Source organism: Ruminococcus flavefaciens MA2007 (assembly GCF_000621845.1).
Taxonomy (GTDB): domain Bacteria; phylum Bacillota; class Clostridia; order Oscillospirales; family Ruminococcaceae; genus Ruminococcus; species Ruminococcus flavefaciens_E.
This window is the reverse complement of sequence record NZ_KK211354.1, coordinates 24,658-47,479: the sequence shown is the minus strand read 5'-3', so window position 1 is coordinate 47,479 and position 22,822 is coordinate 24,658. Positions and strand designations below refer to the sequence as shown.

22 protein-coding genes are annotated in these 22,822 nt (G+C 47.0%); 18 read left to right on the top strand and 4 right to left on the bottom strand.

All coding sequences use genetic code 11. The annotated features are described in order from the left end of the window. The first annotated feature begins 63 nt into the window (after positions 1 to 63). Positions 64 to 594 (top strand): flavodoxin domain-containing protein, encoded by a 531-nt coding sequence (locus T497_RS0111845; RefSeq protein ID WP_028515794.1) that lies wholly within the window; start codon positions 64 to 66, stop codon positions 592 to 594. A gap of 160 nt (positions 595 to 754) precedes the next feature. On the opposite strand, the gene T497_RS17670 is transcribed toward T497_RS0111845, so the two are convergent. Next, complete coding sequence (locus T497_RS17670; RefSeq protein ID WP_028515793.1) at positions 755 to 1,219, bottom strand: hypothetical protein; 465 nt, start codon at positions 1,217 to 1,219, stop codon at positions 755 to 757. A gap of 174 nt (positions 1,220 to 1,393) precedes the next feature. On the opposite strand from T497_RS17670, the gene T497_RS0111835 reads away from it, so the two are divergent. The 11 genes from T497_RS0111835 to T497_RS0111785 all read left to right on the top strand — a co-directional run bounded on the left by T497_RS0111835 (position 1,394) and on the right by T497_RS0111785 (position 11,979). Next, the gene (locus tag T497_RS0111835; RefSeq protein WP_028515792.1) at positions 1,394 to 2,380 is read left to right on the top strand and encodes a metal ABC transporter substrate-binding protein; all 987 of its coding nucleotides are present in this window, start codon (positions 1,394 to 1,396) and stop codon (positions 2,378 to 2,380) included. Next, positions 2,380 to 3,102 carry a metal ABC transporter ATP-binding protein gene (locus T497_RS0111830; RefSeq protein ID WP_028515791.1) on the top strand — a complete coding sequence of 241 codons (723 nt, stop codon included), beginning with the start codon at positions 2,380 to 2,382 and terminating at the stop codon, positions 3,100 to 3,102. The genes T497_RS0111835 and T497_RS0111830 overlap by 1 nt, the downstream gene beginning before the upstream one ends. After that, the gene (locus T497_RS0111825) at positions 3,095 to 3,964 is read left to right on the top strand and encodes a metal ABC transporter permease (protein ID WP_028515790.1); all 870 of its coding nucleotides are present in this window, start codon (positions 3,095 to 3,097) and stop codon (positions 3,962 to 3,964) included. The genes T497_RS0111830 and T497_RS0111825 overlap by 8 nt, the downstream gene beginning before the upstream one ends. Then, positions 3,965 to 4,426, top strand: coding sequence for a hypothetical protein (locus T497_RS16750; RefSeq protein ID WP_051530648.1), 462 nt, complete (start codon positions 3,965 to 3,967; stop codon positions 4,424 to 4,426). A gap of 155 nt (positions 4,427 to 4,581) precedes the next feature. Next, positions 4,582 to 5,127, top strand: a complete 546-nt coding sequence (locus T497_RS0111815; protein ID WP_028515789.1) for a helix-turn-helix domain-containing protein — start codon at positions 4,582 to 4,584, stop codon at positions 5,125 to 5,127. A 39-nt stretch (positions 5,128 to 5,166) separates the two neighbouring features. Further along, positions 5,167 to 6,843 carry an AMP-binding protein gene (locus T497_RS0111810; protein WP_028515788.1) on the top strand — a complete coding sequence of 559 codons (1,677 nt, stop codon included), beginning with the start codon at positions 5,167 to 5,169 and terminating at the stop codon, positions 6,841 to 6,843. Positions 6,844 to 7,051: 208 nt separating this feature from the next. Next, positions 7,052 to 7,774: a sigma-70 family RNA polymerase sigma factor gene (locus T497_RS0111805; protein ID WP_028515787.1), complete on the top strand. Its 723-nt coding sequence runs from the start codon at positions 7,052 to 7,054 to the stop codon at positions 7,772 to 7,774. Beyond that, entirely contained in the window at positions 7,771 to 8,943 is a 1,173-nt protein-coding gene (locus T497_RS0111800; RefSeq protein ID WP_028515786.1) for an anti-sigma-I factor RsgI family protein, read from the top strand. The genes T497_RS0111805 and T497_RS0111800 overlap by 4 nt, the downstream gene beginning before the upstream one ends. A gap of 317 nt (positions 8,944 to 9,260) precedes the next feature. Continuing rightward, the gene (locus T497_RS0111795; RefSeq protein WP_028515785.1) at positions 9,261 to 10,229 is read left to right on the top strand and encodes a hypothetical protein; all 969 of its coding nucleotides are present in this window, start codon (positions 9,261 to 9,263) and stop codon (positions 10,227 to 10,229) included. 396 nt (positions 10,230 to 10,625) lie between these two features. Beyond that, entirely contained in the window at positions 10,626 to 11,591 is a 966-nt protein-coding gene (locus T497_RS0111790; RefSeq protein ID WP_028515784.1) for a hypothetical protein, read from the top strand. A gap of 10 nt (positions 11,592 to 11,601) precedes the next feature. Next, the gene (locus T497_RS0111785; protein ID WP_028515783.1) at positions 11,602 to 11,979 is read left to right on the top strand and encodes a hypothetical protein; all 378 of its coding nucleotides are present in this window, start codon (positions 11,602 to 11,604) and stop codon (positions 11,977 to 11,979) included. A 41-nt stretch (positions 11,980 to 12,020) separates the two neighbouring features. Here T497_RS0111785 and T497_RS0111780 read toward each other — a convergent pair whose 3' ends face one another. Beyond that, complete coding sequence (locus T497_RS0111780; protein WP_028515782.1) at positions 12,021 to 12,866, bottom strand: Rossmann-like and DUF2520 domain-containing protein; 846 nt, start codon at positions 12,864 to 12,866, stop codon at positions 12,021 to 12,023. Between the two features lie 364 nt (positions 12,867 to 13,230). On the opposite strand from T497_RS0111780, the gene T497_RS0111775 reads away from it, so the two are divergent. The 6 genes from T497_RS0111775 (at position 13,231) to T497_RS0111750 (ending at position 20,735) form a co-directional block, all read left to right on the top strand. Further along, the gene (locus T497_RS0111775; RefSeq protein WP_028515781.1) at positions 13,231 to 13,797 is read left to right on the top strand and encodes an RNA polymerase sigma factor; all 567 of its coding nucleotides are present in this window, start codon (positions 13,231 to 13,233) and stop codon (positions 13,795 to 13,797) included. A 4-nt stretch (positions 13,798 to 13,801) separates the two neighbouring features. After that, on the top strand, positions 13,802 to 15,541 hold the full coding sequence (locus tag T497_RS0111770) for a hypothetical protein (protein WP_028515780.1): 1,740 nt from the start codon (positions 13,802 to 13,804) through the stop codon (positions 15,539 to 15,541). A gap of 146 nt (positions 15,542 to 15,687) precedes the next feature. Further along, on the top strand, positions 15,688 to 18,054 hold the full coding sequence (locus T497_RS0111765; RefSeq protein ID WP_028515779.1) for an ABC transporter permease: 2,367 nt from the start codon (positions 15,688 to 15,690) through the stop codon (positions 18,052 to 18,054). A gap of 15 nt (positions 18,055 to 18,069) precedes the next feature. Next, positions 18,070 to 18,834, top strand: coding sequence for an ABC transporter ATP-binding protein (locus T497_RS0111760; RefSeq protein ID WP_028515778.1), 765 nt, complete (start codon positions 18,070 to 18,072; stop codon positions 18,832 to 18,834). Position 18,835: 1 nt separating this feature from the next. Next, positions 18,836 to 19,501: a response regulator transcription factor gene (locus T497_RS0111755; protein ID WP_028515777.1), complete on the top strand. Its 666-nt coding sequence runs from the start codon at positions 18,836 to 18,838 to the stop codon at positions 19,499 to 19,501. A 1-nt stretch (position 19,502) separates the two neighbouring features. Next, entirely contained in the window at positions 19,503 to 20,735 is a 1,233-nt protein-coding gene (locus T497_RS0111750) for a sensor histidine kinase (protein WP_028515776.1), read from the top strand. Between the two features lie 126 nt (positions 20,736 to 20,861). Here the strand turns inward: T497_RS0111750 and T497_RS0111745 are convergent, their stop codons facing one another. Continuing rightward, positions 20,862 to 21,065 (bottom strand): hypothetical protein, encoded by a 204-nt coding sequence (locus T497_RS0111745; RefSeq protein WP_028515775.1) that lies wholly within the window; start codon positions 21,063 to 21,065, stop codon positions 20,862 to 20,864. Positions 21,066 to 21,376: 311 nt separating this feature from the next. Then, on the bottom strand, positions 21,377 to 22,801 hold the full coding sequence (locus tag T497_RS0111740) for a sensor domain-containing diguanylate cyclase (RefSeq protein ID WP_028515774.1): 1,425 nt from the start codon (positions 22,799 to 22,801) through the stop codon (positions 21,377 to 21,379). Positions 22,802 to 22,822: the final 21 nt, after the last annotated feature.

Below are 22,822 nucleotides of genomic sequence, written 5' to 3'. Positions count from 1 at the left end.
AGCACTATTCTTTGCAATTATCCCTAAAATACATTCAACTTGCCATGAAAAGAGGTAATTAATATGAGAACTATCATCGTATATTCATCACAGACAGGCTTTACTAAAAAATACGCAGAATGGCTGGCAGAAAAGCTGGGCGCCGAGATAATGACAATAAAGGACGCCCGCAAAAAGGACGATAAGTATTTCGACAGCTATGACGCCATAATCTACGGCGGCTGGGTAGCTGTTGAAAAGATACACAAGGCAGACTGGTTCACCAGCAGGATAGAAAAATGGCAGAGCAAAAGGCTCGCTATGTTCTGCGTAGGAGCAAGTCCTGCGAAATATTCGGGAGTGGACAGTCTTCTCAAAAAGTCACTTACCGACGAGCAGAAAAAATACGTAAAGGTATTCTACTGCGAGGGCGGACTGGATTACGATAAAATGCCCCTCGGTTCAAAAATGCTCATGAAGACCTTTGCCGCAATGCTCAACGGCAAAAAGGAGAAAACTCCTGATGATATCGCAATGGCAGAGCACATTTCAAAGTCCGGCGATTATACCGATAAGAAGTTCATCGAGCCGATAGCGGCCTATATCACACATTAACAGCGAGGGCGTGACGAAAGTCACGCCCTTAATTAATAAAATTGTAGGGGCTGATGCCAACATCAGCCCGTCAATAAAACATCACTAACGTGGCGATGCAGGCATCGTCCCATACACTTGAAACTAAAAGGCGTAAAGGTTTTACCTTTACGCCTTTTTCTCAGTCTTTTCTGAAAACCTCTTTGAGCACCATTGCTCCGCCTGCCGCTGTCATGCCGAACATTACTATAAATGTAAAAGCGCTGGAGCGTATCCAGTGGAGATGTGTGGTCATCATCACGCTGAGCAGAACGATTATGATCCCGAGAGAAAGCACTACCCAGCCGAATATCTTCTTTTCCATAAGGAACAGCATACCAATTCCAATGATTATCGGCAGCATTATCAGTCCGTTGGGAAGTCCGAAGCCGCCTATCCTGAAAAACGAGCCGCTGTAGCCCCACGAGCTTGTGACCTCGATATTCTGGAATATCATGAAAAGTCCGCCGCCCAGCAGAAGAAGTCCTACAAAGAACGACAAAAGCCTGTTTCCCTCGCTCTTGTTTGCAGCACGGGCGCTGTCACGAGCCTCAAGGAGCTCCTTGTACATTTTGTCAAGCTCTTTGTCTTTGTTGTTTTTTGGCATAATACCGCCCCCCTATTATCAATATTACGAATTTATTATACATTAAAGTACGGAAATTGTCAAGTACAGCGCGGCTTTTTTATCAATTTGAAAATTCCCTCTTGACAAAACCGAAAACATGGTATATAATAAATTGAAAATGATTATCAAATTCAAATATGAGGTGTTATTCATATGTTAAAGTTCAGCAAAGCCCTTTCACTTACAGTATCCGCAGTTCTGGCTGCTTCCGTATTCGCAGGCTGTTCAAGCACAAGCGCTGCCAAAAAAGACGGCAAGCTCAGCATAGTCTGCACTACCTTCTCGGAGTACGACTGGACTAAGAATATTATAGGCGACACTGACAGCGCTGAGGTGACTTATCTTCTCGGCAGCGGCGTTGACCTCCACAACTATCAGCCCACGGCACAGGATATACTCACTATCTCAGACTGTGACCTGCTCATGTATGTAGGCGGCGAGTCAGAGGGCTGGGTTACAGATACACTTCAGGACGCAAAAAACAAGGATATGAAGGTGCTCAGACTTTTTGACGTCCTCGGACAGAGCATAAAGGAAGAGGAGCTCAAGGAGGGCATGGAGCCCGAGGAAGAGGAAGAAGAGGGCGAAGAGGAGGAAGGTCCCGAGTACGACGAGCACGTTTGGCTGTCTGTAAAGAATGCAGAGGTCATCTGCGACGCCATATGCGATTCTATCTGCGAAAAGGACGCCGATAACGCGGACAAGTACCGTGCAAACCTCGAAGCCTACAAGACAGAGCTTAAAAAGCTTGACGAGGGCTTCACAGAAATGGCTGACAGCGCCAAGACCAAGACCGTGCTTTTCGGCGACAGATTCCCATTCCGCTATCTGGTGGACGACTACAATATCGACTACTACGCAGCATTCGTGGGCTGCTCAGCAGAAACTGCCGCAAGCTTCGAGACTATCGCCAAGCTTGCTGAAAAGGTGGACGAGCTTGACCTCGACACCGTATTCATCATCGAAAACTCCGATGATTCCATTGCCAAGTCCATAATCTCAAACTCAAAGAAAAAGGACATAGCTATTGAAAAGCTCAATTCGCTCCAGTCCGTAACAAAGAACGACATAAACGGCGGAGCAAGCTATATTTCCCTTATGAATGAAAATCTTGAAACATTGAAGAGGGTGCTTGACTAATGAGCGCATTGCTTAAATGCAATAACGTTTCCCTCGGCTATGAGGGCGACGTTATCGCAAAAAATCTGAACTTTACCGTCAGCAGCGGCGATTACCTCTGTATAGTCGGTGAGAACGGCTCGGGAAAGAGTACGCTTATAAAGGCTCTTCTCGGACTGAAGCCTCCCGTCAGCGGCAATATCGAGCTCTGCGGCGGCATGGGCAAAAATGAGATAGGATATCTTCCGCAGCAGACTATGGTGCAGAGAGACTTCCCCGCCTCAGTGCGTGAGATAGTTCTCTCAGGCTGTATGAACCGCTGCGGACTTCGTCCGTTTTACAGCAAAGAGGAAAAAAAGCTGGCTCACGACATGATGAGGAGACTTGAGATAGAGCCCCTCACCAAGCGCTGCTACAGAGAGCTGTCGGGCGGTCAGCAGCAGCGAGTGCTCCTTGCAAGAGCCCTCTGCGCCGCAAGAAAGATGATACTCCTTGACGAGCCCGTAACAGGTCTCGATCCAAAGGCTACCAACGAGATGTACGAGCTTATCGACAGTCTCAACAAAAAGGACAGCATAACCGTCATAATGGTATCCCACGATATGAACGCCGCTGTGAGATATGCTTCCCATATTCTGCATATCGGCGGCAAACAGCTGTTCTTCGGCACCAAAGAGGACTACATGAACAGCAAGATAGGACAGGCTTTCCTTTCTGTTATGGGAGGTGAGGACGATGAGTGAGATGTTTTCAACGCTGGGCAGATACTTTGAAATGCCCACAGTCCGCTATGCTCTTATAGTAGGACTCCTCATAGCGCTCTGCTCCTCGCTTTTAGGCGTAACACTGGTAATGAAGCGCTTTTCATTCATCGGCGACGGACTCTCCCACGTAGCATTCGGCGCTATGGCTGTAGCTACTATCACGGGTGTCACCAACAATATGCTAATAATCATGCCCGTCACTGTATGCTCGGCAGTGCTCCTGCTGAGAACGGGCAGCAATACCAAGATAAAGGGCGACGCCGCCATTGCCATGATATCCGTGGGAGCCCTCGCTCTTGGCTATATGCTCATGAATATCGCCTCTCAGAGCGGCAGCGGCAGAACATCGGGCAACGTTACCGCCGATGTGTGCAGTACGCTGTTCGGCTCAACGGCTATACTGACACTGTCAATTGCCGATGTATGGATATGCGTGGGAATGTCGGTCATAGTTATTGCCGTGTTCCTCATATTCTACAATAAGATATTCGCCGTCACCTTTGACGAGAGCTTCGCAAAGGCTACGGGTATACGCTCAGACCTTTACAATCTGCTCATCGCAGTTGTCATAGCCATGATAATCGTCATTGCTATGAACTTCGTAGGCTCTTTGCTGATATCGGCACTGATAATCTTCCCCGCCCTGTCGGCAATGCGCGTGTTCAAGAGTTTCCGCAGCGTTATAATCTGCTCGGTTATAATCTCACTGCTCTGCGCGTTCTTCGGCATAATAATCTCAATACTTGCAGGAACTCCCGTAGGCTCGACCATAGTTTCGGCAGATATCATCGTTTTTTTCATATTCTGTCTTACATCATTCATACTAAGGAGAGGAAAATAAATGAAAAAGCTTGCAGTTGTTTTATGCCTGTGTGCAGCCCTTTTCTCAGGCTGCGGCAACACTCAGAAAAGCGCGGAAAGCTCCGCGGATAACGCAAAAAGCTCCTCTGCCGACGGCATAGACCTTGACCTGACAAAAATGAGCAGCACTATGGTCTACAGCACCGTATACAGCATGATAACGACTCCCGATGACTATATGGGCAAAAAAATCAAGGTAACAGGCAATTTCAACGCCTATCACAACGAAAACACGGATAAAACATACTTCTCCGTTATTATCGCAGACGCCACAGCCTGCTGTCAGCAGGGACTTGAATTCGACCTTGGAAAGGACTATAAATATCCCGACGATTATCCGTTTGAAAATGCGCTTATCACCGTTACAGGCACTTTCACAACATATAAAGAGGATAATTATACATACTGCCAGCTCAAAAATGCTTCCTATAAGCTCGAATGAGCAAAAAGCACAAAACACTTCTGCTTTTATGCGCGGAAGTGTTTTTCTTTACCATAAATACCCCCATGTCTTGACAAGAGACTTCAAAATGTGCTATCATTAAATTTATACAGTTTAAATGTATTTCAGTATATTATCAAAGAGGAGGTTGCGCTATGGAAACCATTAATGAGATCGCAGCACGTATCCGTGAGCTGCGCGAGGTGTGCGACTACACACAGGAAAAGCTTGCACAGGAGCTTGGTCTTACTGCCGAGCAGTACGCAGGCTATGAACAGAACGGTGACTTTCCTATCAGCGTCATCTATGAGATTGCAAACAAATTCGGAGTCGATTTCAATGAGCTCGTCACAGGCGAACCCAGCCGTATCGACACTTATCAGGTTGTCCGCCGCGGCAAGGGCAGAAGCATAAGCCGTTTCCCAGGTTATCGCTTCAAGGATCTCGCTTTCCGCTATGCCGATAAGGTTATGCAGCCGCTTCTTGTTACACTTGAACCGTCGGACGAGCCCGCAAAGCTCGTAAGCCACTCGGGACAGGAGTTCAACCTTGTTCTCAAGGGAACTGTCGCTGTAGTATTCGAGGATCAGGAGATCATCCTCCACGAGGGCGATTCGATATACTTCAACCCGACCTATCTCCACGGACAGCGCTGCGTGGGCGACAGCAAAGCAAGATTTCTCACTATGATCGCTGAATAAAAGCCGCTTTTGGGCAAATAAAAAGGAGTTCTTATAATCATGCTTTTAGACCGATATCTCCCCCGTATCGAATTTGATTCATACGAGGATTTCAAGGAAAATTACCGTGTAAACGTTCCCGAAGACTTCAACTTCGGCTGGGACATCGTTGACGAATGGGCAAAGCAGGAGCCCGAGAAAAAGGCTCTTGTATGGCTCAGTCACGATAAGCAGGAGAGGACGTTCACTTTTACCGATATTTCCAAGCTTTCAAACAAGACCTGCAACTATTTCCGCAGCCTTGGACTGAAAAAGGGCGATGTAGTACTTCTTATACTCCGCCGCCGCTGGGAGTACTGGGTAATAGCTACCGCTCTCCACAAAATGGGCGTTATCCTTATCCCAGGAAACCTGCTCTTTACTACACATGATATCGCTTACCGCGGCAATATGGCAGGTATCTCTGCTATCATCGCCTGCGATGACGAATACATACGCGGTCAGATAGACGGAGCTGCTCCTCAGATAGAGACTCTCCGCAAGAAGATAGCCGTTGCAGAGCCACGCGAGGGCTGGGACTTCTTCGAGGACGAGATAGAGAAGTATCCCGATACCTTTGAGCGTCCTACAGGCGCCGAGGCTACAAAGGCTACAGATACCATGCTGATATACTTCACATCAGGCTCAACAGGTATGCCTAAAATGGTATGTCACAACTTTGCACATCCGCTTGGTCACATCGTTACCGCTAAATACTGGCATCAGGTACAGGAGAACAAGCTCCATATGTCAATATCTGACTCAGGCTGGGCTAAGTTCGGCTGGGGCAAGATATACGGACAGTGGATATGCGGTGCTATACAGTTCGCATACGACTTCACAGGCAGATTCAACGCAAAGGATATACTGGAAGTTATCAGCCACTACAAGCTGACAACATTCTGTGCACCGCCTACAATGTACAGATTCATGCTTCAGGAGGATATGACAAAGTACGACCTCTCCTCCATTCAGAACTTCTGCAACGCAGGCGAGCCCCTCAATCCCGAGGTATTCAACCGTATTTACGAGCTCACAGGCAAGAAGATGCGCGAGGGCTTCGGTCAGACAGAGGGCACCGTTCTTATCGCAAACTTCCCGTGGATAGATCCTAAGCCAGGCTCAACAGGAAAGCCTTCACCGCTCTACAATATCCACCTGCTACGTCCCGACGGTACAGAGTGCGACGACGGTGAAGAGGGCAGCATCATGGTATGCGGCATAGACAAGGAACGTCCTACAGGTCTGTTCTGCGGATACTACAAGAACCCTGAGCTCACCGAGGCTGTTCTCGGCGGTGAGAACTACGACACAGGCGACGTTGCATGGCGCGATTCCAAGGGATATTACTGGTTCGTGGGAAGAAACGACGACGTTATCAAGTGCTCGGGCTACCGTATCGGACCATTCGAGGTAGAGAGCGCACTTCTCACCCACCCTGCCGTAGTCGAGTCCGCTATCACAGGCGCTCCCGATCCTATCAGAGGTCAGGTAGTAAAGGCTACAGTCGTTCTGGCAGAGGGCTATACTCCGTCACCCGAGCTCACAAAGGAGCTTCAGGACCACGTTAAGCATGAGACTGCTCCATATAAGTATCCTCGTGTTATCGAGTACGTAAAGGAACTGCCTAAGACACTGGGCGGCAAGATAAAGCGTGCACAGATCCGTCATCAGGACGAGGAAAACTCAGCAAAGTAAATCAGAAACCTACATCAGCCATAAAGTCGCGACTTTATGGCTGTTTCTGGATAAAAAGTGATCAGTTACTGTCTGCTGCCGCAGCTATGTACTGATCACTAACAGCTAATAACTGAAAAAATATTACGCAGGCTTAATAATTTTTTGCAATTACCCCGCTTTTATAAAATACTGTGCGTAAACTATTATTACATTGGGGGTGGCACATATGAATTCTGATGCGCATCAAATCATATCCCAGGTCTATAAGGCTAAAAAAGACAGCCACGCGGCAGATGAGCTCATCGAAGCTTATATGCCATTTATCAAGTCCGAAACAGCCAAATTTCTAAACCGTCCGCCCGACAAAAGCGACGATGAGCTTAGTATAGCCATGTTCGCTTTTTACGAATCTATCCGAAACTACTCAAAGCTCCGCGGTTCATTCCTTAAATTTGCAGCCCTGCAAATAAAGAACCGCCTGATAGATAACTATAGAAAAGAAAAACGAAACAAGGGACAAATATCGCTGGACGTTTCCGACGATGACAAACAGGACCTGAAAGATACAATACGCGACGAACACGATAAGTACCAAGAAAACGAACTAAGAGAAGCAACACAGCAGGAAATAGCAGAGCTTTCAGCTCAGATGCAGGACTTCGGCGTTTCAATGACCGACGTTGCGGAGAATTCTCCGAGACAGCGCCGTACTCTTGAAATATGCCAGAAGGCTGTTCAGTACGCAAGAAATAATCCCGAAATACTGGAGGACTTCCTCAGAACTAAGCGAGTTCCGCTGGCTAAGCTGGCAGAGGGCGCAAAGGTAGAGAGAAAGTCCCTTGAAAGACACAGACGTTATCTTGTGGCAGTGCTTCTCATTTGCACCAACGGCTATGAGATAATGCGAGGTCACATAATGCAGGTACTCAAAGGTGGTGAAAACAAATGAAATATATGGTAATGGAATGTCACGAGAGCTATGCAGTTCTCATGGACGAGGAATCACGCTTCGTACAGGCGGCAAATCTCCGCTATAAAGTAGGACAGACTGTCACCGATCCCGTTCTGATGAACGCCGAGGAGCTTAACCGCGGCAGGATCAGTATGCATATTTCTAAATTTGTTGCAGCCGCAGCCTGCCTGACAATAGCAGTCTCCGCAGGAGCCTTCTACTACTCAAGCAACTACAAGACTCACTCCACTGTACTCATCTCATCTGAGGCTAATGTGCGCATGGAGCTCAACAAAAAGGGCAAGGTGCTCAATATCAGCACTGAGAATGCAGACAGTGACGAGATAATCAAGAATTACGACGGCAAGGGCAAGGATATGCTCGACGCCGCAAACGATATCATTGATATCGAAAAGGACAAGGGCATCATAGAGAGCGGCGATACCGTCGATATCTATATCAAAGCCGAGACTCCTTCCGAATATAATTCATACAAATCCGACCTTATCACAGGTATCCCCGACGTTAAGGTAAAGGTACGGGAGCTTGACGGCAATAAGCCTCACGAAAAGACTCCTCCCGAGCCGCCTAAGGCTGATCCTGCAAAGGATAACAAAAAGCCAGATCCGCCGAAGCCTGCTGATAAGAATACAGCTCCTAAGCCTGATGACAAGGCAGAGCCGCCAAAGCCTGCGGAAGTAACTCCGCCGACACCGGCAGCTCCACCTGCGGCAAACAATAATAACAGCAGCAGCAATAATACAGCTCCGCAGGTAAAACAGCCCGATGCACCACCTGCACCTCCTGTTTCACCTGAAGCTCCGGAGCCTCCGAAGCCTGCTGATAAGAATACAGCTCCTAAGCCGGACGATAAGGCAGAGCCGCCAAAGCCCGATGAGGGCGCAGGTCCTCCTGCACCAGCGGCACCTGAGATAAGAATACAGCTTGAAAAGGAAGTATTAGACACTATCAGACTTTCGGAGATAAATCCATACATAGCTCTTACTCCGCTCCCCGAGCCGCCTGCTCCGCAAGCTCCTTCTCACGAAGCACCAGCTCCTGAAGCTCCGACTCCCGAGACGGATAAGAATACAGGACCTGCCCGGGAAGCACTGCCCGAAGCAGAAAAAATTATAACCCCTCCACTTCCGCTTCCCCTTCCCTAACCTAAAAATAGGAAACATGAGATCCTTCATAAAACCGTCCGACCTCACATTCCTCTTTATCGGTCGATCAGACGGGAAAAAGAGCACTGCCAAGCACGGCAGTGTTCTTTTTTTATCCCGTTTTTTTGCCATATATCCAATAAAAAACAAACACAAAAAATTTTTTTGGAAATTTTTTCAGAATACCCCGCTTTTTTATTTCATGCTCCGTAAGCTATTAACATAAGGCGAATAAATAAAAAATTCGCACTAAGTCAAATGCTCCCACGGGAGTAAAATAAATGGACTTATCTGTCCGTAAAAAAGGAGTAATTACAATGAGAAGCAAAAAGATCTTTGCTGCACTCGCTGCAATGTCAATGATGGCATCAGCAGGAAGCTTCAACGCTTTCGCAGCAGAAACAACAGAAGAAGCAGTAACAACAGTTGCAGCAGCAACTGAGGAAGTAACAGAAGCAGCTGAGGCTGAGAAGCCTGAGGCTCCTGTACTCGAAGACGGCGAAAAGCCAGAGCCTCCTGTAGCTCCCGCTGAGCTTGAGGACGGCGAGAAGCCAGAGCCACCGGCACCTCCTGTAATCGTTGACGTAACTGATCTTATCGAGCAGATCCGCTCATTCATCGAAGCAAACAACATTGAGATCCTCAACGATACGATCATCGAGAACTGGGACCTCATCGAGAAGGTTGACGTACACTTCCATGAGAACGAGAAGCCCACTGCTCCTGTAGTTGAAGGCGAAGCTCCTGAGGCTCCTGAGGCTGTAACAGAGGCTGAGGCTGCTGAGGAAGACGCTAAGAAGCCTGCAAAGCCACTCAGACCTGTTCACCTCGAGCTCACAGATCTCTTCATGCAGTTCAAGGATTCTATTGATATAAGCAAGATCGACTTCATCGAGGACGATGTTAAGGAGAAGATCATGAATGCTAAGGACGTTCACGCTGACGTTCACTTCAAGCACGATAAGCCAGAAGCTCCAGCAGCTCCTGTTGCTCCGGTAATCGATGAGAACGCTGAGAAGCCAGAGCCACCGGCACCTCCAGTAATCGACGAGAACGCTGAGAAGCCAGAGCCTCCTAAGCCTGTTGAGGACGGCGAGAAGCCAGTTCCTCCTACACCTCCAACACCTCCTGCAGAGCTTGAAAAGCCAGAGCCTCCTAAGCCACCGGTTGCTCCTAAGCACGAGCACCTTGGTCCTAAGGAGAGAGAAGCTCTCAAGGCTGCTGAAGCTGCTGCAGTTGAGGCAACAACAGAGGCTGCTACAGAGGCAGCTGCAACTGAGGAATAATCAGTATTTACTGACTGTTCAGCATAAAACTTAACTTGTCTTTGCCTGAAAAGGTATTCCCCAAAAAGACAGGTCACTTCGATCCAATCCCAATCCCCTTTATCCTCTTTTACCCTTGTATCTGCACGCTCGGTAAAAGTGCGGATAACCAAGATGTAAAGAAAGCGCCGCAAAGCACATTTTTGCGGCGCTCTTTTTTTGCCATATCTTGCTGTTTTTTTCCTCTATTATTGATTTCCTGCACGAAATATGCTATAAGCGCAGAGGCTGCACGCCTGTTTTCGCGGCATAAAAATGATAATACGGGAATTTTTCTCCGCGAATCTTGATATTCATAGGATTGTATGCTATAATAACAGTATAATTTCCGCGTATGACGCATTTAGGAGGATAACCATGAAGGTAAGATTTCACCTGCCCGATTTCGCAAGAATGTTCAAATTCAATGTTGTATTTCTCACTATGCTCGAAAACAGCCCCGAGCTCTTCCGCGAGGGCGTCGAGATAGCTTCGATATACGGCGTGTTCCCGCCCTCATTATGGAACGGAGGACGTGTAGTACACGGTATGTGCCAGAAGGACTTCGTTAAGGGCGTTACCAACTACTTCAACAAGAAAGGCATACCGCTCCGCTTTACCTTCACCAATCCCATGATAGAGAAAAAGCACCTCAGCGACGAATTCTGCAACATGGTAATGCATATCGCAGACAACGGCATGAACGAGTGCATAGTCATGTCCCCTATCCTTGAGGACTACATAAGAAAGACCTATCCCAACTACAAGCTGACAAGCTCTACCTGCAAGCGTATCACCGAGCCCGAAGCTCTCTACAGCGAGGTCTGTAAGGACTATCACATCGTAGTTCTTGACTATGACCTCAATAACAAATTTGATATTCTCGAAAAGATACCCGATAAGAGCAAGTGCGAGATACTGGTGAATGCCTGCTGTAATCCGGGCTGTGCAAACCGCTCTCTCCACTATGAGATGATAGGACTTGAACAGATAGCCTACGCAAATCACGTAAGGAAGTACCCCAACGTACCCTTTGATTCTGCGAAGTTTGCCGCTTCTCACCCCGAGGCAAAGGCTATATTCGAGTGCAACTGCGAGCACAGGAGCCTTTTCGACGTAAAGGGACTCAGCAACCACATCACGCCCGACGATATCTGGAACAAGTACGTGCCTATGGGCTTCAATCAGTTCAAGATAGAGGGACGCACCTTTGATATGTTCAATCTTATGGAGCACTACCTCTACTACATGGTAAAGCCCGAATGCATCGACAAGGCTCGTCTTATATTCCTGCGCAATCTAAGCCTCAACGGAGCTATCATAGTTCCCGATCAGGCTATATAATGAACTGATAATGCGGCTGGAAGAAATACGCTATTCCCTCTGGCAGATAATCTCGGAGTGCAAAAAAACGCTTTTCGGCTACAGGATAACAGTAATGCTCATAAACAAGGACAGCGTAAAGGTCGGCGATACGGTCTATATTGACACCGACAAGGAAAGCGTACACAGCTATACCGAGGACACTCCTGCGGTGGTGTACAAGCTGGCATGGAGCAACTGGGTGGGGAATTATTACACCAAGGTCAAAGAAATAGCGGCTGACAAGACCATATACAATTCCGATCTCAAAGAGCCGCCGGACACCGTATGGGTTCGGATATGGCTCAAAACCAAAGGAGAAATAAAGGAAAGCGACATCGTTTATGCTTCGCCTGATATAATAAACTAAAAAAAGCTCCGCAATTGCGGAGCTTTTCTCGTCTGTGCATATTATCTGAGTATTCTTCTGAGTTCGGAAAAATCCGCCTCATTGTTCTTCTGCTGAGCCACGTCAACAAGCTTCATGGAAACAGCCTTGTACATACTCCTGTCGGTATCGTTTTCCATACATTCAAGGTGCTTTCTAACCATACCGATGTCGTTGCGCTCCACGGGACCTGAGAGAGCCTCTACAGGACCTAACGCAAGGATACGCTTGATATTGTTCATGATAAGAGGCTGAAAAGCCTTCAGCGCCTCTGTCTGCGAGAAGCCGCACTTCTCCATAAGAGCGAGACTCTCTGCCGCAAGTGCGCAGACCAGATTGCTCGAAATCGAGCAGGCTGCGTTGTACTGAGCCTTATTCTCGCTGGAGATGACCTTGGTGCCGTTGCCCATTTTGCGCAGAAGCTCGTCCCAAACGCCGATGAACTCGTCACTGCCCTCGATACAGAAAAACGCCTTGCCCAGCTCCTTGAATGAGTCATACTTGCTGGTAATCGGGAAAAGCGGGTGTATAGAGAAGCCGCTTGCACCGAATCTTGCGATATCGGGGAACGCCTCAGCTACGGACATAGCTCCGCTGCAGTGGCAAATCTGCTTACCGCCGATACCCACAGCCTTGACCTGATCGTACACTTCTTTGATAGCGCTGTCGGGGACAGTTAAAAAAATCACGTCGCTGTCGCCCACAAGTTCCGCCATATTGTCATATGCGCGGCTCTTGGTAAATCTTGATGCTTCAGTTGCAGACTGAAGCGCTTTGCTGTAGTATCCCGTGATAAAGATACCGTTCTCAGCAAAGTACCTGCCGAGGGAAAAACCTACTTTCCCTGCACCTATAAATCCAATTTTCATTTTAATATCCTCCTGTAACCCTCTAATTTGGTTACCTTTTCTACATTATATCACAGCTTTTTGGAATTTACAAGCATTTTTAGAACATTTTTTGCACTATTTTGATATAAAATATCGAGAATGACATTTTTTATTCATAAAAACGGCATTTTCAAAATCAACTTCATCATTTTTTGACCTTGCAGGTGTACAAAATGAAGTTGTTTTGTGTATTTAGACATTGGTCAATATTAACAATACAGAAACACAGAATTGCGTTTTCCGTAAAAATATGATATCATAGTCACAGTTTGCTTTTCTTCTGCGAGTATACATTACAGAGCGTGACAAATGCATTTGAAAGCTTATACTACGGAGGGATAAAATGACCGACCAGCAGGCAAGGGAGCTTCTGAAAAGCTCTCCGCAAAAAGCTCACAGGCTTATTTTCGACGAATACTACAACTACGTCTACACAATAGTTTTCAATCGCCTGAGAAGCTATGCTTCACGGGAGGATATTGACGAATGCGTCAGCGATGTTTTCAGCGACGTATTCCTGCACTACAGCACAGATAACGGCTACAGCGGCGATATCAAGGGATTTATAGCGGCTATAGCACGTAACAGGTCTGTTGATATGTTCCGTAAGCTTCGTGTAAGGTCGGTGAATACAGTCCCTGTTGACGGCGAGGAAGCCTTGCAGCTGCCCTCTGCCGATAAAGTTGACGAGCTTGCCGAGAAAGCCGAGACCTGCCGCGCTCTCCTTGACGCGGTAAAGGCTCTCGGAGAGCCCGACAGCTCCATAATAATGCAGAAATACTATTACGGAAGGAATTCCGCAGATATCGCCGATAAAGTAGGCCTGAAGCCCGAAGCAGTAAGGAAAAGGCTCAGCCGTGCAATGGATAAGCTGAGAAGGATACTTACGGATATCGGCGAGGGAAGGTGATGTCATGGAAGAGAAAAACATATTTGATATTCTCGAAAACACCGAGCAGAGCGTCATTGACAGGCTTTCTGAGGAATTTCCGCCCGATGACGCAGAAGAAAAAGAGAAGGTGTTCAGAATGAGTCAGGAAAAATTCAATAAAGCAAACAATACATCAAAATTCACGGAGACCGACGAACAGACCGTCAGCGGCGTTGAGGTCGTCCGCAAGCGTCCCCTGTGGAAAAAGTGCCTGAGCATGGCGGCTGCCGCAGCTATACTCATAGGCGGCGCAGCAGGCGGATTCAAGGCATATAAGCATTTCGCAAATACGCCCACTATATCCGATAAGGAGAATATTACAGAGGAGCCTACTACCGAGCAGACAACCACGGAACAGCCGACCACTGAGCCGCTTAACAACAGCTGTCCGTTCGATTTTGCGGCTCATGAATTCAGCAGACCTGATCCCGACAGCAAAACAGCTATCTTTGTCAACTTTGGCAAATCTGAAGAAGAAGGCGGCGACGGCAGAACGGGATTCAGCTTACAGGGCGGCAATGTTATCCCCCTTGAAAAGCGTCAGGAGCTTGCCGACTTCTTCAACAGCTTAGAATGGGAAGAAACCGATGTACATAACAGGCGCCCCGAGTTCCTGAATACCTATGAACGATTCTGTTTCTACAGCTTATCTGACGATGATTTCATTATACTTAATTTTGACGACGACCAGAGTACTATGACGCTTACAAGCTGCAAGATAAGGCTTGAAAGCGATAACACAGACGAAAACTATGATCCGTCAGATACTTTTGCTATGAACAGAATGATACAATACGTTGCTGTCGATGACACTATAGACATCAATGAAATTACAAAGTGCTACAAGATAGACTATGACTTCATCAAAAACAATATAAAAGAGATACTCGGCGATGACTTCCGCAAGCCTGAGCTTGACAAATGGGGCTTTTTCGGTAAGGAATGGAGCATTGGAACTGACGAAAGCAGTGAGCCCAAGTCTCTTACAGACGGGGGTACACAGGCTGTTTACGATATACTTGTAAATTACAGCTGGGAACTTGAATCCCAAGACAACAAAAAGATCTCCGAAGAAGAAGAAAGAGAACTGTTCAGGAATACTCCGCCTCCGGAAAGCAGCAATTACGCAGTTCTCAATGGCAGTATGTATGGATACAACTATATAATCAGCCTTGAAGTGCAAGCCGACAAAACAGTTGCAAAATATCACACCTGTTTAAGTAATATCAATGAAAACAGTTATACAGAGGAAATATTTACTTACACCTGCAAGGATACCGATATAGTAAACAGAATAAAGGAATACCTTGCCTACGCAAACAGAGAAGTTCCTCTTGACCTTTCTGTCATTGACCGCATTAACTGGCTGTGTTCAAGCATCGATACCAAGCAGTTTGACATCACAAATGATAAAATGCAGAAGCTGAAAGAATGCCTCGGCAGATACGAATGGAAAATGACAGATAATTTCAGCTACTTCGGATTCGATATAGGCATAACAGGCACAACAGACGGCAATGAGGACAGCATAACAGAACTTCGTATTGGCAAGGATTGGGACGAAAAGACGATGATATGCTTTGCAAATGTTCAATATGAATACAATGAAGGAAGATTAGCCGCAGATAAGCAGACCAAGAGCATATTTGACTGCCTGAACAGGCTTTACGTCTGCGATGACGAAAACGCATACAGCGAGATTGAAAAAATATTAAGTGAATAACTCACCTGCCGCCCTCCCCTCGGAGGGCGGCTTTCCTGTGCCTTGACAAAAGCCGTATTCAGCGATATACTATACTTTGAACCCATTTAAGGATTATTTAATAATTCCCGTGCTATTATAGAATCACAGAAAGCGAGGGATAAGTTATGTATTTCAGAATACTTAAAAAAGACCTGAAACGTAAAAAGGCCATGAATATCATACTCCTGTTGTTCGTGATACTTGCCACCATGTTCGCGGCAAGCAGCGTAAACAACATCACCACCGTGCTGAACGGTCTCGATTATTACTTCGAGAAAGCAGATCTAAGCGACCATTTCATCATAACTCTGGCTGATAACGGCGACGAGATAGAGGATTTCCTTTCGGGAGTTCAAAATGTCAAGGACTTCCGCCGTGAGGACCAGCTTTTCTTCAACGATACCGCTCTTACAAAGAACGGTAAAAAACTTGCAGACATCGGAAGCACCGCTCTGCTTCTTCCCATTGATAACGGAAAGCTCAATTACTTCGACAAGGACAACGAGATATTGAAAAAAGTCCCCGAGGGCTACGCTTACTTTACTGGCAGCCTGGTCAAAAATGCAAACCTTGAATACGGCGAGAAATTCCAGCTCAATCTCGGCGATACCGAGATAACCCTGAAATATGCAGGACTTGCAAAGGACGCATTCATGGGCTCGGAAATGTTCAATAGTCCCCGTCTTATAGTCAATAATGCGGACTACGATACCCTCATAGCCGACGAAAAGGTAAGAGAAAACAACAGAAGCAGCATTTTCTACGTAAGCGGATATAACTCAAAAACTCTCGAATCAGACCTTTCGGATATCCAGAATGTCACCTTCAGCAAGGGCATATCCATTGTAAGAACAAGCTACATAATGTATATCATCGTAGCAGGACTTCTTCTCATAGTCGGCGTATGTCTCATACTTGTATCATTTGTAGTGCTGAGATTCACTATCAGCTTTACCGTCAACGAGGAATTCTGCGAGATAGGCGTTATGAAGGCTCTGGGACTGAAAAACAGCTCAGTCCGCGGTCTTTACCTTGTGAAATACTTCGGTATCTCAATAATAGGCGCATTTATCGGACTTCTTCTCAGCATTCCCTTCGGAAATGCTCTTATCAGGTCTGTAAGCGACTATATGGTGCTTGGAAACGACCATACCGTACTGATAAGCATAGCTTGCAGTATCTTTGTAGTTCTCATCATCATGCTTTTCTGCTGGAGATGTACCCGCAGGATAAAGAAGCTCTCCCCTATCGACGCTGTAAGAAGCGGTCAGACAGGCGAACGCTTCAAGAAAAAGGGACTCATGCACCTTGGAAAGAGCAAGCTGGGCGCTACAGGTTTCCTTGCATTCAATGACATATTCAGCAGTCCTAAGCAGTTCTGCGTAATGACAGTTATTTTCACAGTATGCCTGCTTCTGATAATGAGCCTTGCCAATACAGCCAATACCCTTTCAAGCGGAAAGCTCCTGCCACTTATGTGTACACAGGAAAGCGACGCCTACATCACCGATACCGACATTTTAGCAAAGGTAATGACAGGCGAAAAAGCCTACAAGGAAGTATGCGAAGATATAGAAAAGAAGCTTGCGGACAACGGTATTCCCGGCAAGGTATCATCTGAGGCTCTGTTCACCCCGTCCCTTGAAGCAAACGGGAAAAAGGCTTCGCCAATATTCATGTACAACAAGAATACAAAGGCTTCCAATTACACCTATTCAGATGGCTATGCTCCCAAATACGCAAACGAGATAGCCCTTACCACACAGGTAGCGGAAAAGCTTGACGTAGGCATAGGCGACAAGGTAAAGATCACATTCAACGGCAAGACCGATGACTACATCGTCTCAGCCCTTTTCCAGAGCATGGTGCAGATGGGCGAAACAGGTCGTTTTCACGAAAGCTTTGAGTTGCCAGACGAATTGATCAGTCAGGTACTGGGCTTCCAGATAGACTTTGACGATTCACCCGACCAAAAAACAGTAGAAAGCCGCATAGAAAAGATGAAGGACATCTTCGGCACAAAATACATCGACGACACAGACGGCTTCGTAATGACCGTCATAGGCAAGAACGTAAAGGATACCATTAACGGCGTAAAGCTCATGGTGATAATTATCACAGCCATAATCATTATACTGATATCCGTGCTTATGGAGCGCTCCTTTATCTCAAAGGAAAAGCCCGAGATAGCACTCATGAAGGCTATGGGCTTCAAGTCACGCTCCGTAGTGGCACAGCACACCCTGCGCTTTGCAATAGTTGCGGCAGTGTCTTCTGTGATATCAATCGCACTGTGCTCACCTGTCACAAAGCTCTGCATAAACCCCATATTCGGCATTATGGGAGCTATAAACGGCGTAGACTATAACATAAGACCTGTTGAGGTATGCGTTATCTACCCTGCAATAATCATTGCAGTGGCAGTTGCAGGCGCTTACTTCACAGCGCTCTACATGAGATCAATAAAGGCTTCGGATACAGCCGATATATAAAAGGAGATATGAGTTATGAATAATACAGCGATACTTGAGGTAAAAGACCTCTGTAAGACATACATCATAAACAAAAGACAGAACAACGTTCTCCGCAACGTGAATTTCAAGGTCAACGAGGGCGAAATGGTAGCAATCATGGGACCTTCGGGCTCAGGCAAGTCCACTCTGCTGTACACCGTTTCGGGAATGGACAAGATGACCGCAGGCGATGTGAAGTTCTGCGGCAGGGAGCTCTCAAAGCTCAAGGAAAACGACCTTGCGAAAATGCGTCTTGACGATATGGGCTTCATATTCCAGCAGATGTACATGATGAAGAATCTGTCCGTACTGGACAATATCATACTCCCTGCGGTAAAGTCCGACAAGGTAAAGGAGTCACGCAGTGAGACCATGAAGCGCGGACAGGACCTCATGCGCAAGCTTGGCATCATCGACATCTCCGACAACGACATCAACGAGGTATCCGGCGGACAGCTCCAGCGTGCCTGCATTTGCAGAAGCATGATAAACAAGCCCCGTATGATATTTGCCGACGAGCCCACAGGAGCTCTCAACCGCAACTCCTCAGACGAGGTAATGGAGGAGCTCACAAAGCTCAACAATGAGGGCACAACAGTTATGCTGGTAACTCATGATGCAAAAGTAGCCGCAAAGTGCTCCCGTGTGCTCTTTATAGTTGACGGAAACATAAATGGAGAGTATAATATTAACAGAAAGCTTCCCCTCCGTGACCGTGAGCGCGGACTGAATAACTGGCTTCTGGAAATGGGTTGGTAATATGACTGATATACTTATCGTTGAGGATAACGCTGAGCTCTGCGGACTCCTCTGCGATTTTCTCCGAGCTGAGAATTATACCGTAAGCACTGCCGAAACTGCGGAAAAAGCCTTGTCCCTGTATGAAAAATACGGGGCAAGGCTTGTCCTGCTTGATATAAACTTACCGGGACTTGACGGATTTGCGGTGTGCAAAAAGATACGCGAGCAGGATAATATCCCTATCATTATCCTCACCGCAAGAGTTGACAAGGAAGACAAGCTCAACGGCATACTCCTCGGCGCTGACGACTACATCGAAAAGCCCTATGACATTGATATCCTTATTGCCAAAATAAAGGGCATATTCAGGCGCAGGCTGGCTCTTGACGTTATCACAGAGGGCGATATCACACTGAATACAGCTGACCAGACCGTTCTAAAGAACGGCGAGCCTTTGGCTATGACAGCCAAGGAGTTCGAGCTTCTCCGTCTGCTCATCGAAAACAAGGGACAGACGCTGGGCAAGGACTTCATTTTCAACAGGATATGGGGCTCTGACAGCGAATCAGAACAGCAGACTCTCACCGTGCATATCAAATGGCTGAGACAGAAAATAGAGGACGATCCCAAGGCTCCTGTAAGAATAATGACCGTATGGGGCAAGGGCTACCGCTGGGAGAGCTGATATGCAGAGATTCGACAAGCTTATCATCGGGATAATAGTGATAATGGCTGCTGCCATTGCCGCTGTGAACATCATAATGCTGAAAGCTCCGCAGCATACCCAGCCCCTTTATAAGGTCGAGCTGAACCGCATAGAGCAGGAACTGAAAAACGGTCAGACCGTCACTGCTGACAGCTACCCCAATATCATCGGCATATATGAATATGACGGCAGCGAGGACTTCTACAGCAGCGATAACGAATACGTTATACGCAGCGTCAATGGCAATACATACCGTATAGAATACACGGACAAGGCTGTGGTAAAAAACTCCACTCTGCCTGTTACAGTAAACTCCTGCATGGGCGGGCTTTGCCTTTTCATGCTGGCAGTTCTCCTGTATATCCGCAAGAATATCGTCAAGCCCTTCGGAAAGGTCAGCGACCTGCCCTATGAACTGGCAAAGGGTACGTTAACTACTCCCATAAAGGAAAACAAGGGCAAATATTTCGGAAAGCTCACATGGGGACTTGATATGCTTCGTCAGGAGCTTGAACAGTCCAGACAGCGTGACCTTGACCGTGCAAAAAAGGAAAAGACCTTACTTCTTTCCCTTTCCCACGATATAAAAACTCCCCTTTCCGCAGTAAAGCTCTACTCAAAGGCGCTGTCAAAGGGGCTCTATCCCGACGCCGAAAAACAGCGTGAAGCCGCCGAGAGCATAAACTCCAAGGCTGACGAGATAGAGGGCTATGTTGCCGAGATGATAGGCGAGCTCAACAGCGATGTTCTCACCTTTGACTTCAACAATACCGAGTTCTACCTTGCAGACGTTATCAGCAGGATATCCGACTACTACAGGGACAAGCTGTCGGTGCTGAAGATAGACTTCACCGTTGCAGAGTTCGGGAACTGCCTTATTTCTGGAGATCCCGACCGTCTGGAGGAGGTGCTACAGAACATCATCGAAAATGCCATAAAGTACGGCGACGGCGGAAATATCTACATTGACTTCTCCGACGAGGAAAACTGCCGCCTTATCACTGTTTCCAACAGCGGCTGCACCCTTGCGGATACTGAGCTGAACCACATCTTTGACAGCTTCTGGCGCGGCTCAAATACGGGCTCTCAGCCGGGCAGCGGTCTTGGTCTTTACATCTGCCGACAGCTTATGAACGGCATGGGCGGCGATATCTTCGCGCAAATTGACGGCGGTCTTATGAAGGTGACTGTTGTGTGCTCAAAGCCGCAATGACAGCCGTTTGTGTATAAAAAAGCAGTAAAGGCGCTCATCGAGCGCCTTTTTCGCATTTACAGACAAAAAGGAACGCCGAGGACGGCGTTCCCTGCTTAGGTCTTGATTCTTAGTTCTGAAAGCTGATTAGCTGCGGCTTGCGCGTTCACGCTGCATCATGCGTCTCTGTCGCTCCTGCTCGGCAAGCTGAGCCTGTCTCTCCTCTGAGCGTCTTATCTGCTCGCTGTAATAAACTTCGTCGGACTCTTTTTTCTTCTTCGTAATAACAAAAACAAGTGCTGTGATAACAATACAAACTGCGATGAGAGCGACTATAAAGGTAGCTGACATAGGTATCCCTCCTTTACTGAAAATATTTTTCAAAATTAACGCTAATTTAATTTTATCACAAGTAAGCCCATGGTTCAAGCCGTAAATATACCGAATTTCGACATATTCTCTTGGCTGTTTTGCACAAAGGAAAGTAAGGATATATGCCGCTTTGTCACGGGCAGATAATATCCGCCACTACAGAAACAAAAAAGGCGCAATCTGTGCGCTTCCCTTAATGGAAAAAGCGGGCTGCCGAGCCGTAATCTTGCGTTACGTATTCGGTAGCCCACGAAACTGCCCGAGGGGGCTCCCCTCCTCGCGCCTTTTTATTATTTTCGTTTTCTCTCGGGATACAATGCGTAATAGCGTTCCTTGTCCTCGTACATCCGCTCGTCGGCAGTTCTCATTGCCTTGCGTATATCGCCCTCTCCGCCGTCGAAATAGTATCCCAGCGCAAAGCTGATATTCTTAGGATCCTCTGAATCCCTGCGAAGCTTCTCGACACGTTTTTTCAGCTCGGCTTCATCTATCTCACAGTCGATTATCATGAACTCGTCGCCGCCTGCACGGTATATCTCGCCGTCGTAGAACACATCGTTAAGTATCTCCGCGGCGCCTTTAAGAAGCCTGTCCCCTGCGCCGTGACCTTCCTTGTCGTTTTTCTGCTTCAAGCCGTTAAGGTCGGCAAAGATAACGCCGAAGGTCTCGGGCTTTTTGTCGCTGCTCCTGATGAACCAGTCAACCCTGTGATTCATGGCATTGCGGTTCATTACGCCTGTAAGCATATCCACCGTACCCATTATCCTCAGCTGATTCATGAGCTGATAGTTGGCTATCTCAGAGGCTATGAGATGTGTGGTGAGCTCCAGTACCTCCTTTATTCTCATGGCGTTATCCGTATCAAAATTGACCGCCCAGATATATCCGAGTATCTCGTCGTTATACTCCAGCGGGAACAGCACAAGACTGTCGACAGCAGCCTTCATGAGAGAAGCGTGCCACAGCGGATTACGTGCTTTGAGCACCTCCATGTCGCTTTCATTCTTTATGATAAGACAGGTGCTTCCTGCAATGGAGCTCTGCCATGTATCGACAACATCAAAGAAATCATCAAAATCATTTTTGATATGTGCCTCCATAGGAATAATATCAAGGTCAGGCACTATACTCTGACAAAGCACCTCGCATTTTCGCTCCTTATAGTCCGTCAGCAGGATACAGCAGCGGTCAGCCTTGCATATCTCACGTATATCGGCAAGCACCTCGTCCATAGACTTCTTGAAGTCCTTTGTGCCCTTGAGCTTGAAGCTGGTTTTAAGCACCGCTGACGAGATATCCGCCGAAAGATTGGACATTCTCTCGCTGTTCTTTTCCAGTGTGAACTCCTGAGTATAGGTGCAGTAGTCCTTATTGGGCTCAGATGAAGCAAGGGGCATCATATACATATCTATCCAGAAGCTGTATCTCTCGGGGTGTATGTAGGTATGGAAGGGCTTCTTCATTATGGCGCACTGATAACAGGCAGCCTCAAAATTCAAGTCCTTCGGGATATAATTCTCATAGGGCGAATCGGGAATGAACTTATTTTTGAGCATCTGATTTGAAGAAACATTCTCAGGATTTTCTATAGAATCCACATACGCCTTATTTCCTGCAACAAGGCGGATATTGCCATAGCTGCCGTCAGAGAATTTTTCCACGGATATAACACACGTCATCGGTTCGATGTTATTAACAAATTCCTGAAAATCCATAATTTCTCCTTTCAGCCTGAA